We start from the raw sequence: 21,523 nt of genomic DNA on the forward strand, positions 1-21,523 counted from the left end.
TTCTGTAATTTTATAGCGTATTATCAAGCTATACGCGACACTCCATCTTTGCACCATCATTTGAAGGAGCAAAAGATGAAGACTTGGCTTATCACAGGTATCTCGCGTGGACTGGGCAACGCCTTGGCAAGGGCAGCGCTCGCGCAGGGCGACACCGTTGTCGGAACGGTCAGGACTGGTTCCATTTCGTTCGACAATGAGACAGGTACCCTGCATGTTCTAAACGTCGATCTCACCGATAGTGCCGCGACCGAAACTGCGGTTGAAGAAGCCTTTAAGCGCCTCGGCCAGATCGATGTCATCGTCAACAATGCGGGATATGGTCTGCTCGGTGCCCTTGAACATGCGACCGATGCAGAAGTGGAACGGCTTTTTGCCGTCCACGTCTTTGCGCCGTTCCGGATAATCCGGGGCGCCCTGCCTTATCTCCGCAAGCAGGGATCGGGGCATATCATCAACATCACATCGATCGCCGGCAGAGCTCCCTCCACTGGATCTGCATTGTATTCGGCTGCCAAAGCAGCCCTAGAGGGCCTGTCAGCTGCGCTTTCTCCAGAAGTCGCTTCCCTTGGCATCAAAGTGACGGCAGTCGCGCCTGGCGCGTTCAGGACAGACTTCCTGTCGGCACATTCGATACAAAGGAGTGGCACGGCGCATAAAGCCTATGCCGGAACAATCGGAAAGAGCGATGTGGCCTTCAACGCGGCAGCCGGGCATCAATTGGGTGATCCGCAACGTGCCGCAAATGCGATCATGGCTCTGGTTCGGTCCGAAAATCCACCGCTTCACCTGCTGCTGGGTAGCGATGCCTTGCGTCGTATGCGCACCAAGCTCGATCAAACCGTAGACGAAATCGATGCCTGGGAAACGACGACCCTCAGCACGGATTATCCGGAGGACGGAAAATGAGGACCATACCCCAAGGATGGAATCTTTCCGGAAAGGTCGCCGTCGTTACAGGTGCGGCACGCGGGATCGGGCTGGAATCGGTGAGGCTGCTGCGATCGAGAGGTGCACGCATTGTCGTCAGCGATATCAATCCAGTGGTGAAAGAGCTCGCTGGAGACGACATCGCAACGTTCTGCGGTGATGTATCGGAGGAAGCGACCGCGGTCGGAACCATCGCGCTCTCACTCCAGCGCTTCGGGAGCATCGATATACTCGTCAACAATGCCGGACGGACAATGAACAAGCCTCTGATCGATATGAGCGCTGCCGACTGGGATGCCATCATGGCGATCAATGCCCGCGGAAATTTCCTGCATTCGCGGGAAGCGGTAAGGGCAATGATCGGCATGGGCGGCGGCGCGATCGTCAATGTCGCGTCAATCGTCTCTGCGGTCGGCATGAAAGATACAGCCGTCTATGCCGCGTCAAAAGGCGCCATTACCCAACTCACGAAGGTTGTTGCGGTCGAGTACGGTGATCGCGGCATCCGCGCTAATGCGGTCGCCCCTGGCGTCGTTGAAACCGACATTCTCGAAGGGATTGTCGAGGACAGCAAGGCCACGCTTGCGAGTTATGGTGGCGCCCATCCAATCGGACGGGTCGCACAGCCAATCGATATAGCCGAGGTGATCGCATTTCTGGCCTCGCCTGCATCGTCCTTCATAACGGGTGCTCTCGTGATGGCGGACGGCGGCTACACGGCTCTTTAGGGGAAGGTAAACGTGATGACAAAATCAATTCTGATCGTGGCCGCCGAACGCGGCCTGGGACTTGGCCTTGCCGAGCAGTTTTTCAACCGTGGCTGGAACGTCGTGGGGACGGCTCGACCAGGCACCGACATTGATGAGCTCAGGAGAGTGGGCGCGACCGACCCCGATCGCCTGACCGTTGCAACCATAGACGTGACCGACGCCGCACATATCGCGCCGTTTCTGGCGTCGCTCGGGGATCGTCTGTTCGATGTTGTCTTCATGAACGCCGAAATCTGGGGTGCTGAGCATCAAAGCGTTCTGGAGGCGACAAACGAGGAATTCTCCCAGATCATGCTGACAAATACATTCGGGCCGATCAGGCTCGCCCGCCATCTTCTCAACCAACTCGTCATGCCAGGCGGCACGCTGGCGTTCATGTCTTCGCACCGCGGCAGTATTGCGATCAACGTCGAGGGTGGGCTCGAACTTTACCGGGCAAGCAAGGTGGCGTCGAACATGCTCGCGCGGGGGATCTATGCGGAAAATCGGGCATTAACTGTGCTGTCCATACACCCGGGCTGGGTCGACACTGCCATGGGCACGCTTGGCGGCACGGTGAAGGCCGAGATTTCGCTCGGACCCAGCGTACGCGGTGTTGCCGATGTAGTCGAAAAGCATATGGGCTCCGGCGCAAATCTCTACCTCGACTACCAAGACAATCGTCTCGATTGGTGAGACTCCGAGGTGTTTTGCCCCACCGCGTCCAACGGAAGCAACAGAAGGTGTAACACGCCAGAGGTTTTCACACATTACGTTCATCGCAGGTACGTTTGCCAAGGCCGCGATACGAGGCATTGCGCTTTGCTCCCGGCGATGCTAAAAATTGATTGTCGAAAAAGGCAGATTTGGTGTGGTCTAGCCCAAGTCCTTTCTGAAACGAAAGCTCTGTCCTTGCGTAACGCATGAGTCCCACGACGAGCAACGGACGCTGAACGGCGTCCCTTTGGTCGTCCGTGTGGTTCTCAAACGACGAACTGCTCCGGTCGAACGACAGTTTTGGAGCAGATTATGAAAGACCTTCCTTCTACTTATGATGTGGTGATTGCCGGCGCAGGTCCCGTCGGCCTTTTTCTCGCGTGCGAGCTTCGGCTCGCGGGCGTGTCGGTTCTGGTACTGGAACAGGCAGAAGACCCTGGTGCCCCGCTAAAGGAACTCCCGTTTGGAATGCGTGGTCTTTCCGCGCCGGCCATCGAAGCTTTCTATCGTCGAGGGATGCTGAGCGATCTCAGCATGTCGAATCGCTCGAAAATAAATCCGCACGAAGAAAGCGCTGCGCCGTATTGGGAGAACAATGCGCGTCGACCTGCGGGGCATTTTGCAGGCATCCAGTTTTTCCATGACAAAATCGACGTTGGCCAGTGGCAGTATCGCCTGCCTGGTTCCGTCGCTACGAACATAGCAACCACAGTGGCGACCGTAGAAACCGTTCTCGCCTCTCGTGCGGATGCGATGGGTGTCGAGATAAGGCGCGGCATTCGGGTCCAATATTTTGAACAGTCGAGCACGGAGGTGACTGTTCACGTTGGTGGAGAGGTTTTGCAAGGGCTCTGGCTTGTCGGCTGCGATGGCGGGAGGAGCACGGTGCGGAAATCTGCCGGATTCGAATTCGTTGGAACCGATCCGGAATTCACCGGCTATTCCGTGCAGATCGACATCGCTGATCCCGACGCACTTGCAACAGGTCGCTACTACACGACCACAGGCATGTTCACGTATCAAAAACCCGGCACGATTTCGATGGTCGATTTTGATGGCGGTGTTTTTCACCGCACAAAACCAATCACGATCGACCATGTGCAGAAGGTATTGCGGCATGTTTCCCGCACGAAAGTCACTCTCACGGCTCTACATCAGGCAACAACATGGACCGACCGTGCCTTCCAGGCGACGACATACCGAAAAGGGAGGGTACTGCTGGCGGGTGATGCGGCGCATATCCATTCACCGTTGGGTGGCCAGGGGCTCAATCTTGGGCTTGGGGATGCAATGAACCTCGGGTGGAAGCTGGCATCGACCATTCGCGGCCAAGCCCCCGATGGCTTGCTGGACAGTTACACCGTTGAAAGACACCCGGTCGGAGCTCAAGTCCTTGATTGGTCGCGCGCGCAGGTGGCCATTATGAGGCCCAGCCGAAGTTCAAGGGCGCTCAAGGCCATCTTTCGTGATCTTATCGACACGACCGGCGGTGCCACCTACTTCGCTGAACGGGTGTGGGGAACGCGCCTTCGCTATAATTTTGGTTGCGGCGACCACCCCCTGGTTGGCTGCAGCGCTCCCGACTTCGAGCTTGTCGATGGGACGAGACTCGGCGAATACTTAAGAGGCGGCAAGGGTGTATTACTAGACTTCGATGCTCATTCTCCGTTGCCAGAGTATCGAAATCTATTCGGCGAGCAGTTCATATACATCGCAAGCGACGTTAAAGAACGACTTGGTCTGTCGGCCGTTCTTGTGCGACCGGACGGCTATGTGGCGTGGGTCGCGGCAGAAGACGACGAAAGCTTTGTCCAAGCCGCGTCGCGCTGGTTTAGGACGGCTCGATGATTTGTTCGCGATTACAAAGTGGTCATAGGCTTTTAACGAGGCACGACCGAATTCCTCGCTTTGCAGGTCTCCTTCACATGGTCGATGAAGGCCCGAAACGCGGGCGAGATCCTTCGCCGGCTCGGGTAAAACAGGCTGAATCCCGGCAAATCGGCGACCCAGTCGTCAAGGACCTGCACCAGTTTGCCGGCTTCGAGATCGGCGGCCACCTGGGAGCGAAGCAGAAGGCCGAGACCTAGCCCGTCTATCACCACATTTCTGATCGCCTCGCCGTCGTCAAATATCAAAGAGGGAGCAACTTTGTAGTCCATCTTCTGGTGCCCTTTTGCAAACGGCCATCGCAGGAGCCGCGAAGAGCTAACGTACCGGTATGATACGGTGCGATGGGTGATTAGATCTTCTGGGTTGATCGGCACGGGGTATTTCTCGAAATAAGACGGCGCACCGACAATGACGACAGGGGTTGTTGCGGTCAAAGAAAGCGCCACCATGTCCTTGTCGATAAGGTTGCCAAAGCGGATCCCGCCATCGAACCCCTGCGCCACCACATCATCCAGTCCCTCGTTCGTGGAAATTTCGATCACAACATGAGGATAGCGCTGACAGAAGCTCGACAGCATCGGGCGAATAATGCTCTCAAACGCGACTGGGATCGTTGTCACGCGGACGGCGCCTGTTACCGTCGCCCCTTCCTCCTGTAAGGACTGCATTTCCTCTGCCAGATCACGCATCGCCGGGCCGAGGATTTCCAGCAAGCGCCGCCCAGGGTCGGTCGGGGCGACGCTCCGAGTGGTTCTCGCGAGCAGCGGGACCCCTATCTTCTTCTCCAGCTGGCTGACCGTATAGCTAAGGGTAGATTGTTTTATTCCCAGTTCCGAGGCGGCCTGTGTAAAGCTTCGACAGCGTGCAACCACTTCGAAAACCGCTAAATCGCGTAGGATCATCCGGTCCATTTATCGATCTCATCTCTAAGTTCATTCGAAGCATGGCAGTTTATCCATACCCGGTCGGGCGTCTATCTTTTCTGGGAAGTCTGATGGAGAAGCAGGGTGGAGCCGGCATCATCGTGAGACGACTATGAATTTGGTTGAAGGATAAGACCATGAAAGCAGCTGTGTACGACGAGCCGGGGGCTCCTGACGTGTTGAAGTACCGGGAAGTTGCCGACCCCAAGATTGGTCCCGACGATGTTCTGATTGCAACAACTGCAATTTCGATTGAAGGCGGTGACCTGATCAATCGCCGAGTGGTTCCTCCTGCTTGCTTGCCGTGGATTGTCGGGTACGCGGCCTCAGGACGGGTCGTGGAGATCGGCTCCAACGTCCGCAACCGCGAAGTCGGCGACGAGGTCACGGCCTTCAACATGCAAGGCTCGCATGCCGAACTTTGGGCAGTTCCGGCAAACCGCACCTGGATCGTGCCATCGGGCGTAGATGCAGCGTCCGCTGCAGTCGTGCCTGTATCGTTTGGTACAGCTCACCATTGCCTTTTTGCCAAAGGCGGTCTTCGTTCCGGGGAGACGGTCCTCATACAGGCAGCGGCCGGAGGTGTCGGGCTTGCAGCAGTGCAACTCGCAGCTCGAGCCGGAGCAAGGGTGATTGCCGTTTCCAGCGGCGAGCGGCGGCTGGAAGGCCTTTCCTCTCTCGGTGCGGACCACGTCATTGATCGCTGCTCCGGCGATATCGTTGAAGCGGTACGACAGATTACGACAGGGAAAGGCGTTGATCTGGTGATTGATCCTGTCGGTGCCACTTTGCCCATATCGCTTGCGACAACGGCCAACGAAGGCCGTCTCGTCTTTGTCGGCAACGCGGGCGGCAGCGATCTCTCAGTGGATCTGTGGCCCGCCGTGCAATCGAACCAAACCTTATACGGCGTGTTCATGGGGCAGCTTCTGGAGCGCTATCATGTCCGCTCGACAATCGACGACCTTTTGATCGCTCTCGGGAGGGGAGAGATTCAGGTCATAATCGCAAGGACGTTCTCCCTTTCGCAGGCGCGAGATGCGCACGATTTTGCCGAGAAAGCGAAGCCACTTGGCCGGGTCATCATGGCCCCTTAGCCGAACGTAAATACACGGAAATGAGATTACGGCCCATACTTGGGATCCCGCAGAAGGGTGAGAGTTCACCTCTGGTCGACAGCCGGATGATCTCGTGAATACTCCCTCATCGCAAGCAGGACCGGCATGAGCTGATGACCCGCGCGGGTCAGGTGATATTCAACATGTGGAGGCTGCTCATAGAAGTCTCGCCGCTCGACCAGACCGTCGGCTTCAAGATCCCGCAGGTGCTGTGTAAGTACTTTCTGCGATATGCCGTACAATTCTCGTAAAAATTGGGAACTACGCAGCGATGGGCTAGCGAACAGGCGAAACAGAATCTGCAGCTTCCACCTCCCGGTCAGTATTGCCAGAATACGACTGACATGGGCGACGGAGCCATCCGGCCCGAGACAGGCGGAACGTTCGTTCACGGGCACTTTTAAGTGCGTAATTGCCTCAGTCATCAACTTCCTTCTTTGTGGGTTCCGGATTGAGTGTCGGAGTGATTAGAATGAATTTGAATCTCGACGGAAAGATCGCATTGGTTACGGGTAGCAGCAAGGGGATAGGTGAGGGAATAGCCCGCGGGTTGGCGCGCGAAGGTGTAGTCGTCATCATCCACGGGCGCGATAAAGCAAAAGCGGAAGAGGTCGCGAACGAGATCTGCCTTGAGGGCGGGCGCTCGCATGTCGTCACCGGTGACTTGACCTGTGAAGACGACGTCCAGTGTCTGGTCGAAAAGGCACAGGCCTTTGTCAGGCCGATCGATATCCTCGTTAACAATGCCGGAGGGTCAGGGGAGCAAGAAGATTGGGCCACAACGCAGTCTCGCACATGGATAGACGGGTATGAGCGGAACGTTATTGCTGCGGTAAGGGTCACGTCGCGCGTGTTACCCGCGATGCGCGTCGCGAGATGGGGACGTGTGATCAACATCTCCAGCCTTGCAGCCATGATGCCTCCGGCAGCAAGGCCAGACTATGGCGCAGCAAAAGCCGCGATGCTAGCGATGACAGCATCTCTAGCAAAAGATGTCGCGGCGGACGGGATTACTGCGAATACCGTATCTCCGGGCACGATCCACAGCACTAGCCTTGAAATGGCCTTTCGCAAAGTTGCTGTTCAGAAGGGGATTGCGCAAGACGCGCCTTGGCCAGAGGTCGAACAAGGGGTGCTTTCTCAATTCGCCGACGTTCCGGTGCGCAGAGTCGGGACGCTAGAGGAAGTTGCTGACGCGGTTGCTTTTCTTGCCAGTCCACGCGCAGCTTACATCACTGGCTCAAACCTAAGGCTCGACGGTGGGCTTTGGCCAGGGCTGTGACGCAGGCTGTTTCTGCAGGGCTCTAAGTTGGCCCCATGCCGCAGGCATCGGCAAATCTCGGTCTTCAACTAAAGGCGGCCCATCAATGGCTTGCTGAGACCAGGTGTCGGCGCCGACATGCCGACGCCGACCCGCGCTGATATGTATCAGTGGAGCGTTTGTTTCTCTTCCGTCCGCTGAGGCTTCCGCCACGCGTTTGGCGTTGTACCAAAGGTGCGGCGAAACACCTTGCAAAGATGAGCTTGATCCGACATTCCGCAATCAAGGGCAATCTGGCTGAGGGAAGCGTCTGTCTGCGCCATCAATTGCTTAGCGAAAGCCATCCGGCGACCTAGAACATAGTCGTAAGGCGATTGGCCGGCCGTTGCCCGAAAAGCACGAGAAAAGTGACTGCAGCTCAACCGGGCAAGATCTGCGAGTTCCTCGATCCTGATCGTTTCAGAAAGATTTTCTTCGATGAACTTCAACACCTTCTTGTACTGCCATGGAGCGAGACCGCCACGAACAACTTCGGTGCTCGCGTCCGGGAAGAAGGCGGGCACCTTGGCGATGTCGGCATCCACAGCTGATGGGTGAACACCGGTGGCGATGCTGGGGCGCACGGCGTCGGCATTGATTGTCCAAGATATATTTGCGGTAGCGATCATCTCGTTAACTCCTTGGTTAAGCTCAATGATCTCTTTTTGCCTAGCGTACCTCGATTTGGCGATTGAACTCAGGTTGGCGCAACCCCAAACCTTTGGATGGGGTGGCGCTGCCAAGGATGTTAGTCATTATTTTCGATGGTTTGGATCTGCATATCCCGAACCGGGCCACCGAAATTTCTATGGCCATGCACGATCTCCTTTGGCTGAAGGCAGACCTCGACCGAAGTGACTTTGACGACGACAACAATATGGTTCACGGGGGCGCCCGGATGATGCGAGTATGCCTCCAGGGTGGGAACCCGACTTGGCGGTAAGTTCGATGATTGTGCTCGCCAAGGCGGTCCATCTTCACCTTACGAGCAGTGAATGTATCGTCAAATATCACGAACTGCATCCGCTCTAGCTTTCCGGTGCCATTCTTATCGCCCCTGAAAGGAGTTTAAACATGAGCACCGAAAACACGACCGCGGTCATCACAGGCGCATCCTCTGGTATCGGCGCGACCTATGCGGAGCGGCTGGCGAAGCGTGGTTACGACGTCATCCTGGTCGCGAGAAACAAGCAAAAGCTCGAGGCCGTCGCCGAGCGTATCCGCAAGTCTCACGATGCAAGGGTAACGGTTCTGACCGCCGATCTTACCAAGGACGCTGATCTCGCTACGCTCGAGGCGCGTTTCTCAGGCGACGAGAGCATTTCTGTTCTTGTCAACAATGCCGGCTTCGGTGGCGCCGGCACGCTTCTGGAGAGCGATATCGGCAAAATGGCCGAAATGATTGCCACCAATGTCACAGCCCCAACGCGTCTGACCTATGCCGTCGTGCCTGGCATGGTCAAGCGAGGTGGCGGCACGATCATCAACATTGCGTCCATTGTGGCGATCGCTCCGGAGCTGCTCAACGGCGTCTATGGCGGCACAAAGGCATATATGCTGGCCTTCACCCAGTCGCTGCAGCATGAGCTTTCCTCCAAGGGCATCCGTGCTCAGGCGGCATTGCCGGGCGCCACATCGACCGAATTCTGGGATGTCGCGGGCGTCGGCGTCAGCAACCTTCCGAGCGAGTGGCTGATGAGCACTGCGGATCTGGTTGATTCCGCCCTTCTCGGCCTCGACCGCCAGGAAAAGGTGACAATTCCTTCGCTCCAGGACGGTGCGGAATGGGAGGCATATGAAGCCGCCCGTCAGATCATGCTGCCGCATCTTTCAAATGTTCATCCGGCTCCGCGCTATGCCGGCGCATCCGAACTGGCCGCGTAAGGAGTTTGTCATGCCCACGAAGACAAACGCGCGCTCGGCCCGTTTCGATCTTGCGTCGATCATCGCGAAATTCCCGCAGACGGCCGATACGCTTCTGATGGACGAGTATCTGACCGACACAGCCGCGGCGAGTTCACGCGTATTCCGTGTCTACAGAGGAACGCCCCCGCATTTTCACCGCGGCTGTGACGAGTACCTCTACGTGCTCTCTGGCCGAGGGACCTTCTGGATGGAAGACCCTTCAACTGAGGCGGAATTCAAACCGGGAGATTTGCTCTTCTTCGAAAAGGGCACGGTTCATGCGTTGCCGAAGATCATTGAGGAGCCGGTCGTATTTCTGTCCGTGGACACACCACGCCGGGAGCCGAAGGATATCTTCTTCGTCAACAGCGATGACGGAACACCCGAAACCTTCATCGCGCAACGGGAACGCCCAGTGGTCTGAGCCCATGCAAGCTTTGCATCTGTCTCGGATGGCACTGTGTTGAATGCCGTCTGAAGCAGCGCCTCGTTGGTTGGCGCGGCTCATGCATCCGCCGCAAGCGACGCAGTGTCTAGGACACTGTCCCGCTCCAAGCGTGAACCGTGATGACAGCGTCGGCAAACTGCTGTGGTGCCTCCCAGGGTAAATTGTGCCCACACTCAACGACCCGATGCTCGTGTCGAGCTTTGAACATGGGGGCATGATCCGCCGTTCCGCCTGGTTTCAGCGGGTCTTGCGTCCCGTCAATGGTGATCGAAGGAACGGTGATGGGTGGTTTGCTGGCTAGTCGCGTCTCCAGGTCAGCAAGCGCTGGGTCACCCGGTTCAGTCCCGAAATCGAAACGGTAGGAGTGGATAACTACGTCAACGAAATCAGGGTTGTCGAACGAGGCTGCGGTCCTGTCGAACGTTTCGTCGTCGAATGCCCACGTCGGCGACCACTGCTTCCAGAGAATCTTGCACAAATCGCGGCGATGCAGGGACAGGCATTCACGCCCGCGCTCGTGCTGGAACAGATGTTGGTACCAGACTGCCTGTTCGAGGCTGGGCTGATAGGCATGGCCAAGACGCTTTACATCGATGATGTCGTAGCCAGCATAGGACACCAGTCCAGCCACTCTTTCCGGCCACAACACTGATGCGACACAAGAGGCAAGACCGCCCCAGTCGTAACCCGCCAGGACAGCCTTTTCGATGCCAAGAGCATCCAGCAGGTCGATGACATCCTTTCCAAGAGCGGCTTGTTGGCCACTGCGCATTGATGAGCGCGATAGAAAGCGCGTTGGACCAAAGCCGCGCAGGTAAGGGACGATCACTCGCGCTCCTGCGTCTGCCAGGCGAGGAGCAACCTCGTCATAAGCGTGAATGTCATATGGAAACCCATGGCTCACCACCACAGGCCAACCTTCCGAAGAACCATGTTCGAAATATGCGATTTCTAGCGTGCTGGTATTGGCCGTCCGCATGAAGATCCTCTTTCTCGAATTCGTTGTAGGTAATCCCGATCGAGTGCTCGTTAGGCTACAGTGTAAATTTCCTCGAGCAAGCTCCCGGGAGGCGGCTATGGTGCCCTGTCAAGTGGTGGCGCATCTGTGGAGTAGAAACCGACGCTTGATCATTCTTCTTGCTGCAGAGTGGTTTCGCCCGTCCGGCGGGCCGATCGTGACGCACCGTTCGATGGGACGACCCGGAAGGATTGTTGGCCTTGTCACTGTGGACGGAAGCCTCAGCGCGCCCGAAGCAGGTGCTTTTCCCGCGAGATCTTGACGTCCGGACCGCAAATTAATGCATTAACGTCTGCTGGCCGCGTGGATCGTCCCACCGTAGGGTCGCGGCCAGCCAAGGCGGGACGAAGTCAAACCCGGCTAGATGTCTGTGAACGGCTCCTCCGCGCGCCACAATAGGAGGCGCGCAACGGACAAGTCAGCGCTTTATCACGCGGCCTCGATTTCATCGGCGAGCTGCGGGCGCGCCAGAAGGTCGTAGCTGGCAGCCGTCGTGACGTCAGCTTTGGGATTGTCGATTGCGCCGTCGAAGCGACCGACAACCTTGCCGCCGCTGATAAGAGATGCGAAGCCCGTTGGCGATGCTGCCGATTGCTCGTAGCCGACCATGAAGGCTTCACTCTCAACGCATTTGATCTTCACCCAATCGCCGGTTCGGCCGGAGCGATAGGGCTGAATGAGAGGCTTGCCGACGATGCCTTCGAGGGGCGATGTCACCTTAACTTGACATCGGATGCATGAGAGACTTCTGCCTTTCTGATTGGTCTCAGGCCATGGCTCCGGCCGCAGCTTTCCACTCTACGATCGCCTGGATGCGGTGAACGCGGTTTTGGAATGCGGAGCGTTGGGAGCGGGGCGGGACGAAGAGGTTACGGAGAGCGGAGAAGGCAGAGACGAAGCGCTGAAGACCTCCCGGTGATCGGAAGCCTTGCATCATCCGCTCCCGTTTCCGCAGTGGCACATGCGAATTCTCGGCCCGGTTGTTTAAACCTTTGTGGGATCGGTGTTCGACGTGCGGCATGACCTGCCGTCGGGCTGCTCCATAGGAGCGCAACTTGTCAGTGATCATCCGCTTCTGTGCGATACCTGCTTCTTCAGAAGACGGGTCAACAATCGTCTGGCAGCCTTGGTGTTGCGGCGGTTCTGAACGATTTCGTCGAGCACATACCCGTCCTGATCGACGGTCCGCCATACCCAGTGTTTCCTGCCGGAAATGATGATGACGACCTCGTCCGAGTGCCACACATCGTTGCCGCTGGGCTTCTTGCGGCGAAGGCGGCGCGCATAATCCGGGCCGAACTTTTTTCCCCAGAGGCGGATCGTTTCATGGGAGACGGCAATGCCGCGCTCGAGCAGCAATTCTTTGACAAGGCGCAGGCTCAGCGGAAACCGAAAGTAGAGCCAGACCGCGTGGGCGATGATTTGGGCTGGGAAATGATGGCGCTTGTAGCTGACTGGCGAAGTACTCATGAACGTGCGTCGATCGCGGTCGCTCCTCACAAGACGTTACCGTGACATCGCTGCGCGCACTGATGGGTTGCCAATGGAGCTGATGGGTAACTGTACGCCCTAAGACTGCAAGACGATACATTATTCCGTATAGGTCAGCAATTTGATACAGTTTTGTATATCGGCGTTGCATCGCTCCTGAGAATCCTCTATATATTATCCTGTATGTTTCGCATCGAGCGATACAGGATAATGATATGGCATATAAAACAGAGCATATAACGCAGCAGTTGCGCGCTGCGCGCGAAGCGCAGAAAATGAGCCAGCGCGAGCTGAGCGCACGATCGGGCCTGACGCAAAGCCATATTTCTCAGATAGAACGGGGCACCATGGAGCCCGGACTTGGCAGCTTGGTGGATGTGGCACGCGCGCTCGACCTCGAGATCGTCCTTGCCCCGAAAAAACTGATGCCGGCAATCCGCAATATCCTCGATAGCGCATCGGCATCGAGTGATGTCCTGACATCCGACCAGCGCAAGCTGGTGGGGCGCCTTGAGCGGTGGTTTGCCCAGCACAGGGACGGGTTCGGTAGTGCTTCCGAGGCAGATACATTCAAAGATAGCCTCGCGCTCTTACGGCATCTTCCTCTGTCGGCCGAGGAGATGGACACATTCAATGAGGCGACTGCACGCCTCGACCGGTGGCAGGCTGATCCGCCGTCCCGTCAGGAACTGAGCAGGATCGCACATGCCGTAAGACACCTACGCAATGCCGCGGTGCACCGCGACCGTGACGACGCGGTCCCTCGCTCGGCCTATGCGCTGGATGAGGAAGATGATAATGCCTAAGGTCACGGTACTCGATGTCAGGCTGTATGGGGAACCGGTTGCGACCCTGACGAATCTGCAGGACGGGCGCACCATCTTCGCGTTCAACGATGCATATATCGAAGACGAAAAGCGGCCGACGCTTAGCCTGTCCCTGAAAGACCCGTTCGGGGCGCTCATCACGAAGTTCAGGCCGTACAACACGGTGGTCCCGCCCTTCTTCTCGAACCTACTGCCGGAAGGACCGCTGCGCAAATACCTCGCTGATCGTGCGGGTGTGAAGCCGTCGCGGGAATTCTTCCTGCTCTGGATGCTCGGCCGCGACCTGCCTGGGGCTGTGACGGTGCATCCCTCCAAAGGGGATGACGCGCCTCCGGATGACGAGCAGGCTATCGTCGAAGCGCGGCCGAACGCGCTGCGCTTTTCGCTGGCGGGTGTGCAGCTGAAGTTCTCGGCCTTTAAAAACGACAAAAAGGGCGGCGGCTTGACCATTCCGGCCGAGGGCACGGGCGGCTCGTGGATCGTGAAGCTGCCGTCTCAACAATATAGTGGCGTGCCCGAGAATGAGTTCGCGATGATGACCATCGCCCGCATGATGGGTATGGACGTGCCTGAGCTCCAGCTGGTTGATCTCGACGCCGTGAGCGGCCTGCCTCAGGGGGTGGGTGAACTGCATGGGCAGGCGCTGGCGATCAAGCGTTTTGACCGCACGCCGGAGGGAGCGGTGCATATCGAGGACTTTGCGCAAGTCTTCGGCGTCTTTCCCGACCACAAATACGATAGGGGCAATTACCGGATGATCGGCCGCGTGCTGGGGATCGAAACCAGCACGGCCGACGTGGCGGAATTCATCCGGCGTCTAGTCTTCAGCACGCTAATCGGCAATGGCGACTTGCACCTGAAGAACTGCTCGCTCATCTATCCTGATCGCCGCACCCCTGCGCTCTCGCCAGCGTATGACTTGTTGTCGACTATCCCTTACATCGAGGGGGAAGATACGGCGGCGCTCAATTTCTCCCGCACAAAAAAGATGGCGGCGCTGTCGAAGGATGAGCTGACGCATCTGGCTGCGAAAGCGGAGCTTTCCGAGAAGCTGGTGATCGACACCGCGCGCGAGACGGTTGAACGCTTTAGAACGGTATGGGAGGCGGAAAAGAAAAACCTGCCGATGGCCGCCAAGGTCACCGACACGATCGATACGCACGCACCGAAGGTCGAGCTGTATCGTGAGTTCGCGAAGTAGTGTCTTGCGGCTCGGCATTCAATTTATCAAGCCTTGCTGCATATTCAAGGCGTTAGCCCATCCAAAACAGGATGGCCGTTGGTTCGAATCCCATCAAGAGCAAACGAGAATCGTGAACGGGGAATGACAGCGTGAAATTCTAGCTGGAAAGCGTCATTCATTTGCATTACATTCTCCTTGAATATGGAGACAGCCATGGCCGCAAACGCTCTCGTACAAACACGTATTGATTCCGAAGTCAGGGATCGTGCTTCTGCCGTCCTTGAAAGCATGGGCCTCACGGTATCTGATGCGGTTCGTATCATGCTCACCCGGACCGCTAACGAGGGCGCTCTGCCTCTTGAACTTTTATCCGGCAGTGAGGCGCATGACGGTTGGTTTCGGACTAAGGTGCTCGAAGCGTTAAACGATACTCGACCGGATTTATCGGACGACGAGGCCGAGGCGCACTTTGTCAAACGTCGAGCGGCAGCCCGCCTCAAAGCGGGTGTGCCAGAATCGTGAAGCTTACTTGGTCTGCTTTTGCGTTGTCGGATCGTGACGCCATCTTCACATACGTCGAGGCAGATAATCCCGCCGCTGCCGTGTTGATCGATGAACGGATAGCCGCTGCCGCCCGTCGCTTGCTCGATTTTCCTGCCAGTGGGCGCGTGGGTCGAATTGCCGGGACACGCGAACTCGTCATCAATGGCACGCCTTATATCGCCGCCTACGCCGTTGCCGAGACGGCAGTTCGAATTCTTCGCGTACTCCATGGCGCGCAAGAATGGCCAGAAAATCTGCCGCTAAGCTGATCGACCACGTTTGTGTAGGGGGTTGACGGTTCGATCCCCATCAAGAGCAAGACCGCGACAGGTTGTCCCGTTCGGGCGGTCGCCAGCCCCGTCGGGAGACACCTCAAGTGCGAATATTTCGTTCGAGCATTGTATGTTCCATCTGCAGAACAGACCAACGGTGACAATCAGATTGTGGCGACGTGAGCAACGTTATCGAATGAGATCCGCAGCTCAACTCGACCGCAAAAATCACGATCGAAGATTGAGCGAGAAGCCGAGCAGCTTTCCTGCCGACCGCTTCAGAAGCGCGCGACATAGCAACCGTCGCCGCGGTGAAGGCGTCACTGGGCCTAGAGAGCAACCGGTGGTGGTAGGTAGATGTGATTCTTAACGAATATAAAACATTATTATCGTATATTTCGTGTCGCTGAGATTGAAGCGGTAATCTTGATCGCTTTAGCAGGTATTACGTCTCGGAGAAAATTCTCGTGTATTCGGAATCTTCATCATGCGTCTGCCATCATAGGTACACCCGGCGAATGAATTGCTCGTGGTTCCTCCTGATAAACGTTAATTATTGCGAGAGCGGCACATGAAACACATTTCTATCGTCGGAAAATTTCTTATTATTATGGCATGCTTCGGCTTGTTCTCGCTTGGGGTCGCCCTTTATTCCGGGATCCAGATTGCCAGAGTTGACGAAGACTATGCTGGCCTGATGGAAGGCGAATCAACCGCCGCCTTGTATTTGGCTCGCTCCAATCGCAACCTCCAGGCAGCACGAGCGTCCATCGGGGAACTGTTGATGTCGCGCTCGGCAGACCTGAACGAGCGGGCGGAAAAGGGTATCAAGGATGCTGAAGCCGGTTTTGTGAAATACATGGACACCGTTGCTGGCGCTGTCCCGCAGCACGCCGAGATTGCTCTTCTCAAGGCCGAAGGCCTCAAGGTCATGAAAGAGGTGTGTGGCCCGACCATTGTGGCGGCGCGAAACGCGACGACGGAGCAAGACATTGCGGCGTCACAACAATTGTTTCTGAGCCAGTGTCAGCCGGCTTTCAGCGCGCTCACTCCGAAGTTTACAGGTGCGACGAATGAAATCGTTGATAGTGCTGCGAAGACGGGTGAGGAGCTGTCCGCGCACGCCAGCAGCACCGCTACCAAGACCCTCGCCGCTGTCATCGTCGGCTTGATCATCGTTCTCGCGGTCGGCTTCCTCGCTATCCGTTCCTGGTTGGTACGTCCGATCCAGCGGATGTCGGTCACCATGAACGTGCTCGCCAATGGGGATTTGAACGCCGGCGTCGATGGAACGGATCGCCGCGATGAAGTTGGCGGCATGGCGAGGGCCGTCCAGGTATTCAAGGAAAACGGCCTGCGGGCAAGGGAGCTTGAACAGGAAGCGGCCGCGACGCGCTCCGCTAGCGAGGCGGAGCAATTGCGGGTCGCGGAACTTGAGCGTGAGCGCGCCCAGCAGATGGCACAGGCGACGTCAGGCCTTGCGGAGGGTCTGAAGCACCTGTCGAGCGGGAACCTGACTTTCCGACTGAACGAACCCTTTGCCACAGATTTCGAGGCATTGAGGTCTGACTTCAACGCAGCTGTTAGTCAACTGGCAGAGAGCTTGCGATCTGTCGCGAACGCCACAGGATCAATCGATAGTGGAGCACGTGAAATCAGCCAGAGTGCCGAAGACCTCTCAAAACGGACCGAGCAGCAGGCCGCGTCGCTTGAGGAAACGGCAGCCGCTCTCGACCAGATTACCACCAACGTTGCAAACTCCTCCAAACGCACCGAAGAAGCACGTCATGTGGCAATCGAGGCCAACAAGTCAGCGCGCCGCTCGGGCGAAGTAGTTTCGAATGCTGTAATGGCCATGCAGCGCATCGAACAGTCGTCGAACCAGATCTCCAGCATTATCGGTGTCATCGATGAGATTGCCTTCCAGACCAACCTGTTGGCGCTGAATGCCGGTGTCGAGGCTGCGCGGGCCGGGGAAGCGGGCAAGGGCTTTGCGGTGGTCGCTCAGGAGGTGCGCGAGCTTGCTCAGCGGTCGGCTCAAGCAGCGAAGGAGATCAAGGATCTCATCCGAAACTCCGTGGATGAAGTCAGCGCGGGTGTAAAGCTGGTTCAGGAAACGGGCCAAGCGCTCAAGGTGATCGAGGAGCAGGTTGTTTCGATCAACACGCAGCTCGACGCCATATCAACGTCGGCCAAGGAGCAGTCGACTGGTCTTGCCGAGGTCAACACGGCCGTGAACCAGATGGATCAGGTGACGCAGCAAAACGCGGCCATGGTGGAAGAATCGACGGCTGCCAGCGCGTCTCTTGCCAGCGAGGTGCAGCGCCTGCGTGAGATCATATCTGAATTTCGCGTCGGCGCGGAAGGAAGAGCTGAAACCGGCAAGCCGACGGCGGTGAGAGTCGAACACAAACCTGTCATTTCTCCTGCCCGCCGCATGCTTGCGAAAGTAGCAGGAGCTATCGGAGGCCGCGCAGCCGCGGCTGAAAGCTGGGAGGAATTCTGAGGCCCGGGGACTCGACTGTTATGTCATGTGATCGTGACCGGGCGACTACTAACCCGGTCACGAGCAGCATGGGAGCCACAACTTCCGCCAGATCGATGCGTGTTAGCCTCGACAAAAATCATTGACAGCCGACGCCTCATGTCGAGCTGATGCATGCTATCCCGCAGCTCGGCCTCGACCTAGGTTGCTGTGACCGCGAGGCCACTGCCGGATTCCGACAACACAAGGCATGAAGAGGGGCGTCCAGGACTTGTCAGATGGCTATTGAAAAACGCTTTGGTCTCGTCAACATCCTTCCAAAGCCTCCTGGGTCTTCACCCCTTTCACCACGAAAAACATCGTCCAGCGCGCGGCACGCTTTGCTGGCACTGGCCTGACCAATCTGAAGGCCGGCGCCTTCGATTCGCGAACAGAAAAGTCCGCCGGAAAAATTTCGCAACAGCTCAAAAAAAATCGTTGAAACCCAAAATCGCCGCAGGGTCGCTGGTTCATATCCGCTCAAGGCATTGGGTTCTTCCATTGTAAAGCTCAGCATCGTGTTCAGCGTAAACACAAATTGTCCTCCTCATCATTCTCGACCATCCTCTCGGCGCGTTTCAGCTAAATCAGTTCGGATAATTGATTAGCGACAGGCGGTGCCTGCGTACCTCTCGCCTACCTCGTGCCACCGAGTTCGGACCTCAATTTTCAATCAGCCGCCAAATGAATTTCAAATGGTCAAACTTTGACTTTCAATTAGTCAACAATGTATTTTCAAACGGTCATTGAGAGGAATAAGGCCGTGATGCTCATCCAAGACTCGTCGAGCAACGTGTTGCCGATGCCATGTTAGACACAAGGGTGATTATGATCGTCGGTCCCCGACACTCGAGCAGAGCATGTAGGGGATTCGAGTCTTCCAAATAGCAAAGCGCTCAAAGCGACATCGGTTAAGCATCGGCGGTGGCCACAACGCTACATATGTGTGAATGTGGGCTTTTCTGAGTTCAGGAGTGCGTCAGATGAGCCGATTGACGATCGACATAACGGACCAACAACATCAAAGCCTCAAGGCGCTGGCAGCATTGCAGGGCAAGACAATAAAGCAGTATGTGCTTGAGCGCCTCTTCCCCGGTGACACAGACGCAGAGCGAGCCTGGGAGGAACTGAAGGCATTGATGAACACCCGCGTCAATGAGGGGCTTGCCGGAAGACTGTCGACTAAAACCGTGAGTGAGATCCTTGACGAGGAGATTTCCGAGGGTCGTGCTTGACTGCCTATATTCTTACCGCGGAAGCGGAATCAGATCTACGTTCGGTAATCCGTTACACGCGTACGCAATGGGGTGGTGCGCAGGTACGTCGCTACGTCTCAGGTTTGGAGCGAGGTATCGCAAACCTTGCCGAGGACAGAGGTTTGTTCAAGGATATGAGTGCGCTTTATCCGGCGCTAAGGATGACGCGATGTCAGGACCGTTACGTCTTTTGTCTGCCTCAACAGGATGCGCCCGCCCGCATCGTAGCGATTTTTCGCGAGCGAATGGATCTGATGAAGCGTTTGGTCGATCGTCTGAAGGAATAACGTTTGGACGGAGGCAAGATGTGAGCGCAAGACAGACGAAATCGTCGTTATTGAGCGGGTGAAAGAAGGGGCCGTCAGTTCAGATCCTATCAAGAGCGAAATTGCACTCAAGGGTTTGTAACTTCGTTTCTAATGAGGAGTATGCGGAGAGGGATAAAGCGCCGCCCCAACCTTCCGCGCGGCGGCCGCTAGGCGCTTATCCCTCGTCCACAAGCTGGATCGACGGTCCAGGAGAGTTGAAGTCAACAAATGTGCATCAGTATAGCCGATCCCCATGCTGAATATCGAATGGCGATCAATGACTGTCATCACCTCTGCATGGGTTGCAACTACTGCTTCACGCTGAGCTGTGAGAAACGCTAATACCGCATCCCGTTCTCGCAGACTACCCAAGGCCAGTTCACCTACAACGAAAGGGTGGCAAAGCAGCTGATCATCTCCGATGATTTTGACGAGCTCCGGGTCCCCGTGTCGGAAATGATCAATCCAGATTGAACTGTCGACAAGGATCACTTCCCCACTTCGCTCCGGCGGCGAGGCGCTGCCTCAGCCTCAGGCATAGTGCCTCCAAGAGCGATTAGCCGCTTGCCAGACTCGACTCGCACCAAAGTCTCTAGTGCTTGACGCACAAGAGCCGCCGTTTCCTTCGTGCCCGTTAGGGACTTTGCTCTTTCCATAAGGCTGTCGTCGAGATTGATGGTTGATCGCATAACTAGCTCCGAAACGTTGATATGCAAATAGCACCAATTGGTGCAGAAATCTACGCCCATCAAGCACGCATTTTTTTGCCTATTGCAGTCGCCGGTTCGATCTCTTCAAGAGCTTAACCCTAGCAATCGTTTCAGATAGCGCTTGTACGGAGGGGGTTGATGATCTCAATCCCCTGGAAATCTCGCTCATTGTCGGTGACAACAACACAGTTGTTCGATTGAGCGATTGCATCCACGGTCGTGTCCAACGCACTACGCGGGCGGCCGGTTGCCCTTCCTTGTGCCATCATCTCTCCCCACACGAGAGCTGCCTTCTGGTCAAATGAAAGAATTCGACCAGCGAAGAGTGACTGCGGGCCCTCTTTGCTTCCAAACCAGGTTTCGAGCGCACTCGCTTCTTCCCCGCCGGCTTCTCAAGTATCCCACGGTGTATCTCGGCGATAGTGAGTGATGCGATGAACAAATCATCGTCGACCTGTTCAGCCATCCACGTCAACAAAGACGCTGAAGGCTCTGGTTTCGTAATATTGCTTAGAATGTTGGTGTCGAGCAAATCCCGCATTAAAAATCTATCTCGCGACCTTCTTCGCGTGATCGGGCTGTGTCTAGCTCTGCGCCAACCAGTGGCGATCGACGGAGTGCCGCGAGAATCCCACCCTTTTTCGGCGGCTCTCCGGCGACAGTTTCGCTTAGGAAGGCGCGCAGATTGGCCGCCTCCGGGCCATCTTCGGCCAGTCGGCGGGCAAGCGATCTAATTAAGCTGCGATCACTCTCACGCCCGAGAACCTCAAAACGAGCGAGACCACGGTCGCCCAGGCGGCTTCGATAATTCTGAATTGCGCGTGTCTGCGAGCTAGCCATGGTACCCTCCGGATATTTCCAGTAATATCGCCAGATGCTGAGGTGTCTGCAAGCCGCCCAAGGAATGGTCGTGGGGTAATTGACGATCTTATTTGGTCAGAATAGCTGTGTCTTCGGTCCGTAACCCTTCAAGAGCGGGTTGTTTCATCGCTCGAAGGGAGTCAACCATTTCGAATGTCTAGGGGCAAGCCCCGATGAGCGTCGCTCGATAAAGGTCGAGGCGATAAGAATGCGTTTTGCGACGACCGGCTGCCCTCTTGTTTCAATGCGTTCCAACAATAGCCGCATCGCTGTAGCGCCCATCTCCCCCCCTTGTACTCTGATGGTCGTCAGTGGCGGAGATATTTGGGTCGCGGCGGAAAAATCACCGAAGCCGATAACGGACATATCGTCTGGTATGCGGTAGCCACGTGCTAGTAGCTCGGAAACAGCGGTCAGCGCCAGCCCATCGTGAGCGCAGAACAGAGCTGTGGGCCCGATCCCTGCAGTGTGAAGAGTTTGCAGCGCAGGGATAAAGCCTCCATCTTCGTCAAAGCGCAGGACATGCAGTCTTGCATCGGCATGTTGCTCT

24 protein-coding genes and 3 pseudogenes are annotated in these 21,523 nt (G+C 56.6%); 15 read left to right on the forward strand and 12 right to left on the reverse strand.

The window, feature by feature from the left end; translation table 11 throughout:
• The first annotated feature begins 60 nt into the window (after positions 1–60).
• From FHW77_RS24785 to FHW77_RS24800, 4 genes are all read left to right on the forward strand, one after another.
• Positions 61–909, forward strand: a complete 849-nt coding sequence (locus FHW77_RS24785; protein ID WP_286086153.1) for an oxidoreductase — start codon at positions 61–63, stop codon at positions 907–909.
• A complete protein-coding gene (locus FHW77_RS24790) occupies positions 906–1,658 on the forward strand; it encodes an SDR family NAD(P)-dependent oxidoreductase (RefSeq protein ID WP_182590902.1) in 753 nt (250 codons plus the stop codon). Before FHW77_RS24785 ends, FHW77_RS24790 begins: the two co-directional genes overlap by 4 nt.
• A 15-nt stretch (positions 1,659–1,673) precedes the next feature.
• On the forward strand, positions 1,674–2,375 hold the full coding sequence (locus tag FHW77_RS24795; RefSeq protein WP_210277071.1) for an SDR family NAD(P)-dependent oxidoreductase: 702 nt from the start codon (positions 1,674–1,676) through the stop codon (positions 2,373–2,375).
• Between the two features lie 333 nt (positions 2,376–2,708).
• Positions 2,709–4,244 carry an FAD-dependent monooxygenase gene (locus FHW77_RS24800; RefSeq protein ID WP_182590904.1) on the forward strand — a complete coding sequence of 512 codons (1,536 nt, stop codon included), beginning with the start codon at positions 2,709–2,711 and terminating at the stop codon, positions 4,242–4,244.
• A 32-nt stretch (positions 4,245–4,276) separates the two neighbouring features.
• Here the strand turns inward: FHW77_RS24800 and FHW77_RS24805 are convergent, their stop codons facing one another.
• A complete protein-coding gene (locus FHW77_RS24805; protein WP_286086154.1) occupies positions 4,277–5,197 on the reverse strand; it encodes a LysR substrate-binding domain-containing protein in 921 nt (306 codons plus the stop codon).
• A gap of 134 nt (positions 5,198–5,331) precedes the next feature.
• Here FHW77_RS24805 and FHW77_RS24810 point away from each other — a divergent pair, with 134 nt between their 5' ends.
• Positions 5,332–6,306 (forward strand): quinone oxidoreductase family protein, encoded by a 975-nt coding sequence (locus FHW77_RS24810; RefSeq protein WP_353618998.1) that lies wholly within the window; start codon positions 5,332–5,334, stop codon positions 6,304–6,306.
• A gap of 65 nt (positions 6,307–6,371) precedes the next feature.
• Here the strand turns inward: FHW77_RS24810 and FHW77_RS24815 are convergent, their stop codons facing one another.
• The gene (locus FHW77_RS24815) at positions 6,372–6,752 is read right to left on the reverse strand and encodes a winged helix-turn-helix transcriptional regulator (RefSeq protein WP_182590905.1); all 381 of its coding nucleotides are present in this window, start codon (positions 6,750–6,752) and stop codon (positions 6,372–6,374) included.
• A 47-nt stretch (positions 6,753–6,799) separates the two neighbouring features.
• Here FHW77_RS24815 and FHW77_RS24820 point away from each other — a divergent pair, with 47 nt between their 5' ends.
• Positions 6,800–7,609, forward strand: coding sequence for an SDR family NAD(P)-dependent oxidoreductase (locus FHW77_RS24820; RefSeq protein ID WP_182590906.1), 810 nt, complete (start codon positions 6,800–6,802; stop codon positions 7,607–7,609).
• Between the two features lie 146 nt (positions 7,610–7,755).
• Here the strand turns inward: FHW77_RS24820 and FHW77_RS24825 are convergent, their stop codons facing one another.
• Positions 7,756–8,256 (reverse strand): helix-turn-helix domain-containing protein, encoded by a 501-nt coding sequence (locus FHW77_RS24825; protein WP_006699247.1) that lies wholly within the window; start codon positions 8,254–8,256, stop codon positions 7,756–7,758.
• A gap of 445 nt (positions 8,257–8,701) precedes the next feature.
• Between FHW77_RS24825 and FHW77_RS24830 the strand changes: the two genes are divergently transcribed.
• Together FHW77_RS24830 and FHW77_RS24835 are read left to right on the forward strand one after the other, a co-directional pair.
• Entirely contained in the window at positions 8,702–9,511 is an 810-nt protein-coding gene (locus tag FHW77_RS24830; RefSeq protein WP_182590907.1) for an SDR family NAD(P)-dependent oxidoreductase, read from the forward strand.
• A 10-nt stretch (positions 9,512–9,521) separates the two neighbouring features.
• The gene (locus FHW77_RS24835; protein WP_182590908.1) at positions 9,522–9,956 is read left to right on the forward strand and encodes a cupin domain-containing protein; all 435 of its coding nucleotides are present in this window, start codon (positions 9,522–9,524) and stop codon (positions 9,954–9,956) included.
• Between the two features lie 109 nt (positions 9,957–10,065).
• Here the strand turns inward: FHW77_RS24835 and FHW77_RS24840 are convergent, their stop codons facing one another.
• The 3 genes and pseudogenes from FHW77_RS24840 to FHW77_RS24850 all read right to left on the reverse strand — a co-directional run bounded on the left by FHW77_RS24840 (position 10,066) and on the right by FHW77_RS24850 (position 12,468).
• Positions 10,066–10,959, reverse strand: coding sequence for an alpha/beta fold hydrolase (locus FHW77_RS24840; RefSeq protein ID WP_182590909.1), 894 nt, complete (start codon positions 10,957–10,959; stop codon positions 10,066–10,068).
• Between the two features lie 594 nt (positions 10,960–11,553).
• Positions 11,554–11,703: pseudogene (locus FHW77_RS24845) on the reverse strand (non-homologous end-joining DNA ligase); the annotation flags it as partial.
• Positions 11,704–11,764: 61 nt separating this feature from the next.
• Positions 11,765–12,468: pseudogene (locus FHW77_RS24850) on the reverse strand (IS6 family transposase).
• Positions 12,469–12,704: 236 nt separating this feature from the next.
• Between FHW77_RS24850 and FHW77_RS24855 the strand changes: the two are divergent.
• The 5 genes from FHW77_RS24855 (at position 12,705) to FHW77_RS24875 (ending at position 17,820) form a co-directional block, all read left to right on the forward strand.
• Positions 12,705–13,295 (forward strand): helix-turn-helix domain-containing protein, encoded by a 591-nt coding sequence (locus FHW77_RS24855; RefSeq protein WP_022557670.1) that lies wholly within the window; start codon positions 12,705–12,707, stop codon positions 13,293–13,295.
• Positions 13,288–14,517: a type II toxin-antitoxin system HipA family toxin gene (locus FHW77_RS24860; RefSeq protein ID WP_034499453.1), complete on the forward strand. Its 1,230-nt coding sequence runs from the start codon at positions 13,288–13,290 to the stop codon at positions 14,515–14,517. Before FHW77_RS24855 ends, FHW77_RS24860 begins: the two co-directional genes overlap by 8 nt.
• 195 nt (positions 14,518–14,712) lie before the next feature.
• Positions 14,713–15,021, forward strand: a complete 309-nt coding sequence (locus FHW77_RS24865) for a type II toxin-antitoxin system RelB/DinJ family antitoxin (protein WP_113731410.1) — start codon at positions 14,713–14,715, stop codon at positions 15,019–15,021.
• Positions 15,018–15,311: a type II toxin-antitoxin system RelE/ParE family toxin gene (locus FHW77_RS24870; protein WP_022557667.1), complete on the forward strand. Its 294-nt coding sequence runs from the start codon at positions 15,018–15,020 to the stop codon at positions 15,309–15,311. Before FHW77_RS24865 ends, FHW77_RS24870 begins: the two co-directional genes overlap by 4 nt.
• A gap of 574 nt (positions 15,312–15,885) precedes the next feature.
• Complete coding sequence (locus FHW77_RS24875) at positions 15,886–17,820, forward strand: methyl-accepting chemotaxis protein (RefSeq protein ID WP_182590917.1); 1,935 nt, start codon at positions 15,886–15,888, stop codon at positions 17,818–17,820.
• A gap of 253 nt (positions 17,821–18,073) precedes the next feature.
• Here FHW77_RS24875 and FHW77_RS24880 read toward each other — a convergent pair whose 3' ends face one another.
• Complete coding sequence (locus tag FHW77_RS24880; RefSeq protein WP_034499457.1) at positions 18,074–18,373, reverse strand: hypothetical protein; 300 nt, start codon at positions 18,371–18,373, stop codon at positions 18,074–18,076.
• 448 nt (positions 18,374–18,821) lie between these two features.
• Here FHW77_RS24880 and FHW77_RS24885 point away from each other — a divergent pair, with 448 nt between their 5' ends.
• Together FHW77_RS24885 and FHW77_RS24890 are read left to right on the forward strand one after the other, a co-directional pair.
• A complete protein-coding gene (locus FHW77_RS24885; RefSeq protein ID WP_182590910.1) occupies positions 18,822–19,073 on the forward strand; it encodes a type II TA system antitoxin, ParD family in 252 nt (83 codons plus the stop codon).
• Complete coding sequence (locus FHW77_RS24890) at positions 19,070–19,381, forward strand: type II toxin-antitoxin system RelE/ParE family toxin (protein WP_182590911.1); 312 nt, start codon at positions 19,070–19,072, stop codon at positions 19,379–19,381. Before FHW77_RS24885 ends, FHW77_RS24890 begins: the two co-directional genes overlap by 4 nt.
• 129 nt (positions 19,382–19,510) lie before the next feature.
• On the opposite strand, the gene FHW77_RS26880 is transcribed toward FHW77_RS24890, so the two are convergent.
• The 5 genes and pseudogenes from FHW77_RS26880 to FHW77_RS24900 all read right to left on the reverse strand — a co-directional run.
• A complete protein-coding gene (locus tag FHW77_RS26880; RefSeq protein ID WP_022557663.1) occupies positions 19,511–19,894 on the reverse strand; it encodes a type II toxin-antitoxin system VapC family toxin in 384 nt (127 codons plus the stop codon).
• Positions 19,891–20,091, reverse strand: coding sequence for a type II toxin-antitoxin system VapB family antitoxin (locus FHW77_RS24895; protein WP_006699143.1), 201 nt, complete (start codon positions 20,089–20,091; stop codon positions 19,891–19,893). The genes FHW77_RS26880 and FHW77_RS24895 overlap by 4 nt, the downstream gene beginning before the upstream one ends.
• A gap of 131 nt (positions 20,092–20,222) precedes the next feature.
• Positions 20,223–20,653: pseudogene (locus FHW77_RS26885) on the reverse strand (type II toxin-antitoxin system VapC family toxin).
• Positions 20,653–20,952: a hypothetical protein gene (locus FHW77_RS26890; RefSeq protein WP_006699141.1), complete on the reverse strand. Its 300-nt coding sequence runs from the start codon at positions 20,950–20,952 to the stop codon at positions 20,653–20,655. The pseudogene FHW77_RS26885 and the gene FHW77_RS26890 overlap by 1 nt, the downstream one beginning before the upstream one ends.
• A 144-nt stretch (positions 20,953–21,096) precedes the next feature.
• A partial coding sequence (locus tag FHW77_RS24900; RefSeq protein ID WP_182590912.1) for a substrate-binding domain-containing protein occupies positions 21,097–21,523 on the reverse strand: 427 nt, incomplete at its 5' end.

The organism is Agrobacterium sp. RC10-4-1 (assembly GCF_014138475.1).
GTDB classification, from domain to species: domain Bacteria; phylum Pseudomonadota; class Alphaproteobacteria; order Rhizobiales; family Rhizobiaceae; genus Agrobacterium; species Agrobacterium pusense.